At 74.3% G+C, this 12,218-nt stretch carries 7 protein-coding genes; all 7 read right to left on the minus strand.

Going from position 1 to position 12,218, the window contains the following annotated elements:
- Window positions 1–93 precede the first annotated feature (93 nt).
- Window positions 94–930 carry a copper resistance CopC family protein gene (locus ACZLKG_RS01360; protein WP_463647660.1) on the minus strand — a complete coding sequence of 279 codons (837 nt, stop codon included), beginning with the start codon at window positions 928–930 and terminating at the stop codon, window positions 94–96.
- Window positions 931–1,020: 90 nt separating this feature from the next.
- A complete protein-coding gene (locus ACZLKG_RS01365) occupies window positions 1,021–2,499 on the minus strand; it encodes a DUF2079 domain-containing protein (RefSeq protein ID WP_463647661.1) in 1,479 nt (492 codons plus the stop codon).
- A 152-nt stretch (window positions 2,500–2,651) separates the two neighbouring features.
- A complete protein-coding gene (locus tag ACZLKG_RS01370) occupies window positions 2,652–5,576 on the minus strand; it encodes a lysylphosphatidylglycerol synthase transmembrane domain-containing protein (protein ID WP_425707409.1) in 2,925 nt (974 codons plus the stop codon).
- A gap of 46 nt (window positions 5,577–5,622) precedes the next feature.
- Entirely contained in the window at window positions 5,623–7,065 is a 1,443-nt protein-coding gene (locus ACZLKG_RS01375; RefSeq protein WP_463647662.1) for an SPFH domain-containing protein, read from the minus strand.
- Window positions 7,058–8,956, minus strand: a complete 1,899-nt coding sequence (locus ACZLKG_RS01380; protein ID WP_463647663.1) for an SPFH domain-containing protein — start codon at window positions 8,954–8,956, stop codon at window positions 7,058–7,060. Before ACZLKG_RS01380 ends, ACZLKG_RS01375 begins: the two co-directional genes overlap by 8 nt.
- Window positions 8,957–9,211: 255 nt before the next feature.
- A complete protein-coding gene (locus ACZLKG_RS01385) occupies window positions 9,212–11,746 on the minus strand; it encodes a heavy metal translocating P-type ATPase (RefSeq protein WP_463647664.1) in 2,535 nt (844 codons plus the stop codon).
- Window positions 11,747–11,937: 191 nt separating this feature from the next.
- Window positions 11,938–12,162, minus strand: coding sequence for a heavy-metal-associated domain-containing protein (locus ACZLKG_RS01390; RefSeq protein WP_425707413.1), 225 nt, complete (start codon window positions 12,160–12,162; stop codon window positions 11,938–11,940).
- Window positions 12,163–12,218 lie beyond the last annotated feature (56 nt).

Genomic DNA, 12,218 nt, shown 5'->3' on the forward strand with positions numbered 1-12,218 from the left:
ACCGTGCGACACGCCTCGGCGCGGGGCGAGGTGGGCCGGTCGCACGGGCCGGACCGCGCGTCGTGCGACGGGTCCCGCGTCCCTGAACCCGTCTCAGACGGTGGCGTCGCCGTCGTCCTCGCCGCGGCCCTTGCCGTCCGCGCCGTCGCCGCGGTTGCGGACCGCGACGAACCACACGGCGGCGCCCGCCGCGACGACCAGGGCGATGCCGCCGATGATCCATGCGTTGCGGCTGCCGGGCAGCCACGAGTCGTCGTCGGACCCGGTGTCGTCCTCCGACGCGGCGGCGTCGTCGGCCCCGTCGTCGGACGTGCCGTCCTCGTCGGACGCGTCCGTCCCGTCGCCGGCGCCCTCGGCGGTGTCCTCCGTCGTCGCGTCGTCCTCGGAGCCGGCGGCCCCGGCGTCGTCGGTCGCGGCGCCCTCGGCGGTGTCCTCCGTCGTCGCGTCGTCGTCGGTACCGGACGTCCCGGCGTCGTCGCTCTGCGTCTCGTCGTCGCCGGAGGTCGTCACCGTGAACGGGATCTCGCCCTCGATGCGGTGGCCGTCGGAGGAGATGACCGACCAGACGAGGGTCTGCTCGCCGTCCTCGATCTCGGGAAGCTCCCAGATGGCGTCGCGCCCGTCGTAGGTGGGCTCGTCGAGCTCGGTCTCCTCGCCGTCGGGGCCCTGCAGCACGGCGACGCCGCCGCTCGGCGTGAGCTCGGCGGAGTACGTGAGGACCGCTCCCGTCGGTGCCTCCTCGAGGGTGTCCCCGTCCGCGGGGTCGGACTCGACGAGCGTGTCGTGCGCCAGGGCCGGGGTCGCAGTGAGCGCGAGGCCGAGCGAGGCGAGCACGGCCACCGCCGTGGCGCGTGCGCGCACGGCGGGCCGCCGGGCGGATGCGTCCCGGCGTCCGGCGCGCGGTGCGGTCCTGGCGATCAGGCGTGACATCGGTGGGGTACCTCCTCGACGACCCGGGCCCGGTCCTCCGGGCGGAGCCACCCACCATAGGACGGGTGCGCGCGGGCGCGGCTGCGCCGTTCAGTCCCGCGGACCGACCAGCGCGGCGACGGCGTACCCGTCCTCGTCCTGGACCACCTCGAAGTCCCACCCGGGGAACTCGCGCTCGGCGACGACCTCGACGTCCTGGTCGCCGGGCTCGCGACGCCACGTGTCGAGCACGACGGCGTCGGGCACCGGGTTGCCGTCGTTGCCGATCCAGTGCACGCGCGTGGTCGGGACCAGCTGGGCGAGCAGGAAGATGTCGGCGGCGACGACCGGCTCGTCGCCGTCGCGGGGCCGGACGGCGCTCGCGGCCGCGACGGCGTCGTGCGCAGCCTCGATGCGCGGGCTCGGCCGGGGTGCGCCGTCGGCGAAGGTCGTCACCAGCGGCAGGGTGGGCCACACGGCGAGCGTGCTCGTGACCGAGACCCCGACGGCGACGGCCCGGGCGAGCCGGGGACGCGCGGGCGACCGCACGACGTCGACGAGCGCGGCCACCACCACCGGCATGAGGATCGCCGAGTAGTGCCACTCCCACCCCCAGTAGTAGGGGACGTTCCCGACGAACCGCCAGGCCAGCGTGGGCAGCAGGAGCCACATCAGCGGGGAGCGGACGCCCAGGAGCCCGGCGGTGAGCGCGAGCAGGGCGAGTGTGACGACCTTGACGGGCGCCCACAGGATCGTCACCGCGGTGGCGAACCAGTCGGCGTGCTCCTCGCCGATGCGGTCGACGTAGTCGTAGGAGCCGCCCGGGTTGAGCAGCGGCAGGATGACCACGACGGCGAGGAAGACCCACACCACGCCCCACACCGCCAGCGCGGCCCCGATCCGGCCCGCCCTCGTGGCGAGCGCCTCTCGCCACAGGGACCCGGTCGGGAGGGTCTCCGCGGGCGCCCGGCCACCTGCGGGCGCGTGGTTGCCGGCGGTGGCCCGGGCCGGTGTCCTGGTGCGTGCCGGCGCGGCGCGCCAGACCATGACCACCCCGAGCGCCGCGACGGTGAGCCCAAGGTCCTCCTTGACGAGGACGAGGGGCGCCGCCCACAGCGCGGCCGCCAGCGGGCGGTCGCGCAGGAACGCGGCGAGCGACAGGGCGAGCAGCGGCACGGCGAACGCGATCTCGTGGAACTGGGCGAGCACCGCGCCCTGCAGGCCCCACGAGAACGCGTAGCCGACGCCGAGGACCGTCCCGGCGGCCCGCCCGATCATCTGCCGGGCGACCGACGTGATCGGCACCGCGCTGAGCGCGAGCAGCACCGCCTGCGTGACGAGCAGCGTCCAGCCCGACGGGTGCAGCCGGTACAGCGGCCCGAGGGCGACGAGGATCGGATGGAAGTGGTCGCCGAGCAGGTTGAACCCGGGCCCCTTGATGTCGACGACCGGTGGCCCGCCCTCGCTGTACGCGCGGGCGAGCTGGGTGAAGATGCCCAGGTCCCACGACGGCGTCGCGACGTCCCGCCAGCCCGGCCAGGCGAGCGCGACGTACGCGATCCCGGCGACGGCCGCCACGAGCCACGGCACGAGCAGGTCGTCCCAGCGGCGCGGGCGACCCGTCCCTGTGCGCCGCCGCCTTGCGCGTCGAGGTCGTGCCTCGGATGGCGAGATCGTGCCTCGCACGCACGACCTCGACGCGTCGGGCACGACCTCGACGCGCGGCCGAGGGTCCGGCCTCGTCACACGAGGTTCTTCCGGCGCAGGTAGGTCAGCGCCGCCCAGCCGATCGGTACGCGGCCCCACATCGTCAGCAGCCGGTAGAGCAGCGCGACGGACAGCGCGGTGGCCGGCGAGACGCCCGCGACCGTCAGGCCGCCGGTGAGGGCCGCCTCGACCGGGCCGATACCGCCGGGCGAGGGGACGAGCGCGCCCACGGAGTTCGACACGAGGTAGGTCAGCGCGAGCGTCGTCAGCGGCAGGGACTCTCCGTACGCGGCGAGGCAGAGCCCGAAGGTCGCGACGTAGAACGCGGTGAGCAGCAGGTTGCCGGAGACGCCGACGATCAGTCGCTGCGGGCTCGAGACGAGCCACATGATGCGCGGCCCGATCTGCCTGAGGGTCGGCGCGGCCTTGGACCACACCCAGCGGCGCACGGGCCGCACGGCGAGCGCGACCGCCACGACGACGACCACGGCGGCCGCCACCCACATGACCGTCCCGCTGGGCAGGCTCAGCGAGCCGACGGACCCGGTGGTCAGGCCGACGATGACCAGCAGCAGGATCGTCGCGACGAACTGGAAGACCTGGACGAGGGCGACGGAGGCGACCGCGAGCGGGGTGGCCACCTTGTGCTTGGCCAGGAACCGCATGTTGACGGCGGCCGGGCCGATGCCGGCGGGTGCGACGAGCGCGACGATCGCCCCCGCGGCCTGGGCGAGCACGGTCTGCCCGAACGGCAGGCGCGCCGGGGAGAACGCCATGAGCGACATCGCGGCGCCGATGTAGGTGGCGAGCCCGAACACGTAGGCGATCGCCATGAGCGTCGGGTCCGCCGAGGTCAGGGTGGTCCAGACCTCCTGGAAGTTGAGCGAGGTGATGAGGACGTAGACGACGACGAGGAGCAGCGTCGTCATCACCACGCGCGAGACCGAGAACCGGGCGAGCGGGATCGGGGGGACGTCCGCCGTCGGGACGAGGGCGACGAGCGTGTCCCGCAGCGACCCGAGGAGCTGGGGGCTGCGTCGGACGGCCTGCCGGGTGGACACCGGCAGCGCCACCCGCTGGAGGACGGGTGCGATCGCCGCCATCTGCTCGCGGGTGAGCGCCCGACCGGCCGACGCGAGCGAGCGCTCCGCGCCGGCGACGACACCGAGCAGCGCGAGCGTCTGGGCGAGGTCCATCCGCCGCGAGAGCTCGGTGGCGGCGACCTCGCCGCTCTCCCAGCCGACGAGCCACACCGCTCCGGACCCGTCGACGAGGACGTTGGCGGTGGTGAGGTCGCGGTGCGTGAGACCGGCGGCGTGGGCACGACGGAGCTGGCGCCACACGTCGTCGAGCACGTCGTCCTGGAGGTCCTCCGCCGGCACCTCGTCGATCGGGACGAGGTCGTCGACGTGGTCCTCGACGACGAGCACGGAGGCGCGCGCCGTCGTCACCGAGGACATGGCCGGCGTGCGTACGCCCGCGGCCGTGGCGGCCAGCGACATGAGCGACGTGCGGGCCGCCGCGTCCTTCAGCGAGGTCACCGGGCGGCGGTCGATCCCGCGCAGGCGGATGGCCTCCCAGATCGAGGAGAGCAGGCCGACGACCTGCCGGTCGCCGTCGAGGAGCCTGAGGTCGCGGCGCTCGCCCGCCGCGTCCCACACGGCGTACAGGCGCCCGGGCGCGGCCTCGCCGGGGTCGTCGGGGTGCGCGGCCGAGCCCACGCGGGCCAGCAGGGCGGGGACGTCGGTCACCGGGTCGGGCCGGATCGTGTCGCTCCCGGCCGCGTCGACCGCGGCCATGAGCGACTCGGCGCTGGGCGGCTCGTCTGCGTCGAGCATGCTGCCCGTGGCCGCGGACGGGTCGTCGTCACCTCGCGACGCCGGGGGCAGGTCCACGCCGGTGCGGCGCGGGCCGGCAGGCTCGATGTATCCCAGCGGCGCCTCGGTGGTCACGGTGTAGGCCACCACGGCGGAGCGGTTGGGCCGGTCCATGCGCACCACCGAGACGGCGTCGATCCCGGCGCGCCGCAGCCCGCGCACGAGCGAGGTGCCGTCCGCGCGGTCGTGCACGACGCCGTCCACGTACCGCACCGCGTAGCCGGCGATCGCGCCGAGCAGGACCGCGATGATCGCGCCGGGCAGCGTCTGGGCGCCCTGGATGATCTCGAGGGCGAGGACCACCCACAGCAGGTTCCACGACCAGCGGGCCACCCGGTTGGCCGTCGCGGGCCCGACGGCCGTGAGCACGCCGGCGAGGCCCGCGATGAACGGGGACATGACGACCGTGGCCCGACCGACGCTGGTGATCGTCAGCGAGGTGAACAGCTCGGAGCCCGTCAGCGCGTCGAGCGCCTCCAGCGAGCCGAGGGCGAGGCCCACCCCGAGCGCGCCGGCGGCCAGGCCCTGCGACGCGGAGCGCCATCGTCGCTGCCAGGCCCGCTCGACGAGCACGGCGATCGGGACGACGAACGTGAGCAGGCTGCCCAGCGCTGTGACGGGGAGCTGGAACAGCTGGCGGAAGAATCCCGTGACGGCGTCCTGGACGTCCTCGGTGACGGCGAGGGTCGTGCCCCGCGCGTAGACGGCGAGCAGCAGCACGAGGGCCAGGCCCAGGACGGCGGTGAGGAGCCGGACGAGGTCGACCGGTCGGCGGACCCGCTTCTCGAGGGCGTCGACGAGGAGGACCTCGCGGCGAGGCGCGCGCGCCGCGGGGAGCGGCAGGGGCGTGCGCGGGTAGATCGTGCGGCCGCTGACCGGGTCGACCTGCGGACCGTCGTCCGCCTCCTCGGGCGTGACCGCGGTGATCGCGGTGCGGTCGCGTCCGCCGTCCGCGGGGCCGGGGAGCACGACCTCGGCGGGGTCGGGACCCGAGGTGCCGGCGGAGGTGCCGGTCCCGGCGGGGGTGGGACGGGCCGCCTCCTCGGGCACAGGGGTGCCCGGCTCGTCGGCCCGTCCGGTCATGCGGGGAGTCTAGGGCTCACCTGCCACGACGGTCCGGCCCGGCCGGTCACGACGACCGACCGCGACCGTTCTCACCCGTGGAGCGCACGTCGTCGATGTCCACCCCGACCCTGCGCTCGTCCGCCTGCCGCTCGTCCCCGGACCGGCCGGACAGCACGGACTGCGCGACGGCGGCCATGTCGTCCAGATCGCCCCGGTCGGGGGCGGTCCGGCCGGTGGCCCGGTCGGTGCGCGCGGCCCGCCGTCCGCCGTCGTCCATGCCCGGCAGGATCTGCGCGAGGAGCAGCGTCGAGAGCGCGGAGGTGTCCGTCGAGGCCCCGTCCGTGCGCACGATGACCGGCCGCGGCGCGTGCGAGGTGAGCTCGGAGCCGACCTCGAGGCGACGCCGGGCCAGCTCGTAGCCGAGGACGGCACGGTTGTCGCGGTAGGACGTGGCGAGCTGCTCCTGCGCGCGGGCCTCACCCTGCGCGGCCACGAGGTTCGTCCGGCCCTTGGTCTCGATCTCCCACTTGACCTTCTGCGCCTCGGTCTCCTGCTCCTCGAGCTTCTGGGCCACGTTCTTGCGGGCCTCGTTGAGGGAGGCGTTGACCTCGACGACCTTCGCGTCGCGGACCTTCTTCGACCGCTCGATGTCCATCAGCAGGGTGTCGATCCGCCGCTTGCGCGTCAGGTCCCACTCCTTCTCGTACGCCTGCAGCTCCTTGGAGACCCGCTCGCGGGTGGCGATGTGCTGCTGGTACTGCTCGGGCAGCCGGACGTCGGGGATGTTGCAGCCCATGATCTGCACGCCGTAGCGGGCGAGCTGACGGTTGAGCAGCGCCTGCATGTCGGCGACGTCGGAGCCGCGCAGGTCGTGCGCCCGCTCCGTGCGCACGAGCCGCGAGCGCTGCCGGATCGCGTCCTGGACCGCGTTGGACAGCACGAGGTCGAAGTTGCCGGCGCCGATCGTGCGGACGAACTGCACGGCGTCGTGGATGCGGAACTTGAGGAAGAACTCGATCGAGCGCAGCGGGACCGACTCGGCGGTCGGGCAGGCGAGCACCGGCGCCGTGTAGGGGATCTCGGTGCTGACGTCGACGACGTAGTCCACGCGGGTCCACGGGTGCCACAGGTAGTGGCGCCCGGGCTTGAGCGGTGCGGACGTGATGGCACCGAACCTCGAGCGGACACCGACGGTGCCCTCCTCGATCTCGATGATCGAGGTCCGCCACCACCACACGGCGGACAGCGCGACGACGAGGCCCCCGACGATCCACAGCCACATCGCGCGCGTGCCGTGGCCGTCGGCAGCGGTGAGCACGCCGCCGACGATCAGCCACAGGCCGATCCCGGCCAGGAACAGCCAGCGCAGGCCGCGCTGGTCCCGGGGGATGACGACGGGCACGAGCGACCCGCCGTCGCCGCCGCGCAGCAGCTGTGCGACGTCGCTCCACGAGGCCAGGGACTCCTTGATCGACGACATCGACCGGGCGACGGGTGCCTCAGACATCGCGGTTCTCCTCGGTGGTCGGGTGCGGCGGGAGGTGGGTCATGTCCGGCGGCGGGTCCGCCGGGGCGTCGGCCGGCTCGCCGGGTGCGGTCGGCTCGGTGGTCGGCTCGCCGGGTGCGGTCGGCGCCGGCTCGGCCGGTGCGGCGTGTGCGCCCCGGGCCGCGGGCGCGGCGGCGTCAGCGGGTGCGGCGGGCTCCGCGGGGGCCGAGGGTGCGGCGTGCGCGCCGGGCGTGGTTCCGGCGTCGTCGTCGATCTCCTGGGCCACGGAGCGGCGGATCTCCTCGAGTCGGTCGGCGCCGGGGAGCTCGTCCTCGTCCGACGGCGCCACGATCGCGACCTCGGTCTCCTCGGGCGGCTCGAGCAGCTCGGCGATGCGGTCCTGCCGCTCGGCGACCCGGGTCTCGATGGCCGCGGCGCGCTCGCGGATCTGGCTGAGCTCGGACTCGGAGAACAGCTCGAGGTCGGTCCCGCCGACCAGCTCGGAGGCGATGCGCAGGAAGTCGACGCCGCCGCCCTGCTCGCCGACCTGCACGATCTGGGGCAGCGACTCGGCGACCTGCTCGAGCCGGTCGAGGAGGTCCTGCTGGTAGCGGAACGAGAGGATCTCGGGGGCGTTGGCGGCCGAGAGCGCTCGGATGTCCAGCGCCTGGGCCTCGAGCAGGGCGGCGTTGGCGTGCGCCGTGGACTCCGACTCGACGAAGCGCTGGCGGGCCATGGCGTCGGCCCGGTTCGTCTCGCGCTCCAGGGCGGTGTCCATCTGCGCCTGGTACTTGGCGATGTCCGCCTGGATCGAGCTCAGCGTCTCGCGCAGCGAGGCGAGGTCCTTGTTGAGGTCACCCTCGTTCTGCTCCTTCTTCAGCTGGAGCTCGTACTCGTAGGTGTAGGCCTCCTTGGCCACGCGGATCATCTCGGGCGCGCCTAGGTCCGCGCGGTACTCGTCGCTGGAGGGCTCGGCATGGGTGATGTTCGCGTGCGTGAGCTCCACCGCGGGCCGGAACTGCTCGTTCAGCTGGTCGAGCAGGACCTGCGTGGACTCGCCGACGAGGTCGTAGATGTCCGCCGCCTCCTGCTCGTAGATGAGCGAGCGGGTGGTCTCGGAGATGGCGTTGTTCAGCTTGTCCTGGAAGCCCTGGACGGCGCCGAGGACGAAGATGAACTCGCGCGGGTCGTCGATGCGGAACTGGAGGAACAGGTCGACCGAGGCCTGGACGCCGGAGCGTGTGGGCGCCTCGTGGATGGGCGCGTTGAACGGGTACTCGCGCGTGGTGTTGACGATGTAGGAGACCCGGCGCCACGGGTTAAGCAGCGTGACGAGGCCGGGCCCGACGACGCGCTCGACCTTCCCGAACCTCGAGATCAGCGCCTGGCAGCCGTCCGGGACCATGACCATCCCGGCCCGCCACCACAGGAAGCCGGCGAGCACGAGCAGCAGCACCCAGTAGTGCACGCCGAACAGGGCGGTGGCCAGGCCGCCGGTGAGGCCGCCGTCGCCGGCGATCCGGGTGACGTCGACGACGTTGGTCGCCGAGAGGATCCAGTAGCCGACGGCGCCGACGATCGCGAGGATCACGACGGGGATCAGCGCACGGACGCGGCCGCCGCTCGGCATGACCATCGGCGTGATCACGTGGACCGGGCCGTCGGAGCCGTTCTCGTACTCGGAGCGGTTGAGCTTCTGGCCGGCGTCGCTCAGCGAGGAGCGCTGGGCGACGATGCGGGTGCCGACACCGCCCGTGCTCTTCGCCGTGCTGAACGCCGCCACGTCCACCCTGAACGCGTCCGAGCCGTCGCCGACCGACCCGCCGCGCAGGTCGTCGATCGTCTCGAGACCCTGCTGGGCCTTCTGGGCCAGGCCTCGGGCACGCCCGACCCAGCCGGTGTCCTGTGACATGGGGTACCTCTCGATGGGGGAGTGGCGGCCGAGACGTCGGCGACCGCGCGGCCAGTGTCCCAGGTGACGGGCGACACGGAGAAGTTCCCGGCGGGGAGTTGAGCCCTCCCCGGCCCCGAGCACGTCCGGTTCGTCGAGCGTGCGGTTCTCGGACCTCGAGCGTGCGGAGCGGCCCCCGGTCGTCGAGCGTGCGGAGCGGCCCCCGGTCGTCGAGCGTGCGGTTCTCGGACCTCGAGCGTGCGGGCGGCCTGTCCGTCAGCCCGCCGAGCGCAGGCGCAGCGAGTTGAGCACGACGATGACCGAGCTCGCCGCCATCGCGGCCGCGGCGATCCCTGGGTTGAGCAGGCCGGCGGCCGCGAGCGGGATCGCCGCCACGTTGTAGGCGAACGCCCAGAACAGGTTCTGCTTGATGACCCGCAGCGTGGCGCGCGAGATGCGCACGGAGGTGGGGACGGCGTCCAGCTCGGTGCGCACGAGCGTGAGGTCCGCGGCCTCGATGGCGATGTCGGTCCCGGTGCCCATCGCGAGCCCGAGGTCCGCCTGGGCGAGGGCGGCGGCGTCGTTCACGCCGTCGCCGACCATCGCGACGACGCGCCCGCCCGCCTGCAGCCGCTCGACGACCGTGACCTTGTCCGCGGGCAGTACCCCGGCGGTGACGTTCTCGGTGGCGATGCCGACCGTGGCGGCCGCCTGGCGTGCCGCCGCGTCGTTGTCCCCGGTCAGCAGGTGGGCCGTCAGGCCGAGCCCGCGCAGCTTGGCGACCGCCTCGGCGGCGTCGGGGCGCACGGTGTCCCGTACGGACAGCACGCCCCTGGCGGACCCGTCCCAGGCCACGACGACGGCGGTCGCCCCGGTCTCCTCGGCAGCCGCGTGGGCGGCGGCGTGCTCGCCGAGGTCGACGCCCTGCTCGGCGAGCCAGCTCGGCCGACCGACGAGCGCGGTGACGACGTCGGCGTCCGGCGCGGTGGCGCGGCCGGCGTCCGCCGGAGCCGCACTCTCGAGGTCCGGGAACCGCACGCTCGACGAATCAGCGGAGGTGCCCGGGGACGCGGGGGCGACGCGGGCGCTGACTCCGCGGCCCGCGTGGTTCTCGAAGTCCTCGACCGCGGGCAGCGCCGCCCCCTGCTCGGCGGCGGCCTCGGTGATCGCGCGCGCCACGGGGTGCTCGGAGCCGGCCTCGACGGCGGCGGCCACGGCGAGCGCGTCCGGCTCGCCGGAGACGTCGACCAGCGCCATGCGCCCGGCCGTCACGGTGCCCGTCTTGTCCAGCACCACGGTGTCGATGCGGCGCGTCGACTCGAGGATCTCCGGCCCCTTGATGAGCACGCCGAGGTTCGCGGCGCGCCCGGTCCCGACGAGCAGCGCGGTCGGGGTGGCCAGGCCGAGCGCGCACGGGCACGCGATGACGAGGACCGCCACGGCGGCGGTGAACGCCTGCTCGACGCTCCCGCCCGCGAGCAGCCAGCCCGCGAGGACGGCGATCGCGATGCCGATGACGACGGGGACGAACACCGCCGAGACGCGGTCGGCGAGCCGCTGGACGGGTGCCTTGCCGGTCTGCGCGCGCGTGACGAGCCGGCCGATCTGGGCGAGCGTCGTCTCCTCGCCGACCCGGGTGGCGCGCACGAGCAGCGAGCCGGAGGTGCTGATCGTCGCGCCGGTGACCGCGTCGCCGGGGCCGACCTCGACGGGGAGGGATTCCCCGGTCAGCAGCGCGGCGTCGACGGCGGAGGCCCCCTCGACGACGACGCCGTCGGTCGCGATCTTCTCGCCCGGGCGGACGACGAACAGCTCGTCCACGGCGAGCCGCTCAACCGGGACGCGCTCCTCGGTGCGCGTGCCGTCGTCGGCGATGTGCACGCGCGCCACGTCCTTCGCACCCAGCTCGAGCAGGGATCGCAGGGAGTCCCCGGCCCGGTGGCGGGAGCGGGCCTCGAGGTAGCGGCCGAGCAGGAGGAAGACGACGATGAGCACCGCAGTCTCGAAGTACAGGTGCGGGGGCGCGTGGCCGCCGTCGTGGCCGCCGGCGGCCGGCCACAGCGTCATCTCCATCCGCATGCCGATCTCGCCGGCGCCGCCCAGCGTGATCGCCCACAGCGACCAGAGGGTCGAGGCCACGACGCCGAGCGAGACGAGGGTGTCCATCGTCGACGCGCCGTGCCGGGCCGCGCGGACGGCGGCGGTGTGGAACGGCCAGGCGCACCACGTGGCGATCGGCAGGGCGAGCACCATCACGACCCACTGCCAGCCCGCGAACTGCAGCGGCGGGACCATCGACAGCACGCCGACGGGGACACCGAGCACGAGCGCGACGAGGAGCCGGCGGCGCAGGTCCGCGGCGCGGCGCTGGGTGGGCGTCGAGGTGTCGTAGGTGTCGGAGTCGTCGCCGAGCGGGGAGTGGTCGTGCCCGCCGTGACCCGCGGCGTCGTGCTCCGCGTGGCCGCTCGCGTCGTGGTGCGCGTGCTCACCCGAGTCCCGGACCGGCTCGGGCGCGCCGAGGCGGGTACGGGAGGTGACCTGCCCGTCGTACCCGGCGGCCCGCAGGGCGGCGACCAGGGTGTCGTCGTCGACGTCGGCGCTCAGCTCGACGTGCGCGGAGTCGGTGGCGAGGTTGACGGTCGCGGCGACGCCCTCTACCGCGTTGAGCTTCTTCTCCACGCGGCGCACGCAGCTGGCGCAGGTCATGCCCTCGACCTCGAGCTCGGCCTCGCCGAGCAGGTCGGTGGCGTCGATCAGGTCCGTGGGGGCGCGCCGGGAGTTCTTGTCGTCGGGTCGTGCGGAGGTGGTCATCGTGGGCCCTTCTTCCGGATCGGTGGGGCCGCGGGGGTGGGTGCGTCGCGTGGCGCGATCGGGTCGCGGGACGACGACGTCGCGCCGAGCGGTCGTACGGGTCGTGCAGGTTGTGCGGTGACGCTGCGTGCGCGGGGCGGGTCGTGCGGTGACGGTGCCCGGGGAGGCCGTGCGGCGTCGTCGGGGCCGCGTCAGGCGCGGATCGCGGCGACCTCGTAGCCGGCCTCGTCGATCGCCGCGCGGAGCGCCGACTCCTCGAGCGGGGCGTCGGAGGTCACGGTGACCGGCGAGGTGCCGCCGGCGTCGAGCGCGACGTCGACGTCGGTGACGCCGGCGATGGCGGAGAGCTCGGAGGTGACGGCCTGCGCGCAGTGGCCGCAGGTCATGCCGGTGACGTCGAGGACGGTGGTGGTCATGGGTGCTCCTTCGTGGTGGCTGAGGTGGTGCGTCGGGTGTTCGGGTAACGGTCCGG

This window comes from Georgenia sp. Z2081, assembly GCF_055326445.1.

Bases quoted from the DNA above. Each gene is read 5' to 3' on its own strand.
- ACZLKG_RS01375 (WP_463647662.1), bottom strand. From the start codon at position 7,065: ATGTCTGAGGCACCCGTCGCCCGGTCGATGTCGTCGATCAAGGAGTCC.
- ACZLKG_RS01370 (WP_425707409.1), bottom strand. From the start codon at position 5,576: ATGACCGGACGGGCCGACGAGCCGGGCACCCCTGTGCCCGAGGAGGCG.
- ACZLKG_RS01385 (WP_463647664.1), bottom strand. From the start codon at position 11,746: ATGACCACCTCCGCACGACCCGACGACAAGAACTCCCGGCGCGCCCCC.
- ACZLKG_RS01380 (WP_463647663.1), bottom strand. From the start codon at position 8,956: ATGTCACAGGACACCGGCTGGGTCGGGCGTGCCCGAGGCCTGGCCCAG.
- ACZLKG_RS01360 (WP_463647660.1), bottom strand. From the start codon at position 930: ATGTCACGCCTGATCGCCAGGACCGCACCGCGCGCCGGACGCCGGGAC.
- ACZLKG_RS01390 (WP_425707413.1), bottom strand. From the start codon at position 12,162: ATGACCACCACCGTCCTCGACGTCACCGGCATGACCTGCGGCCACTGC.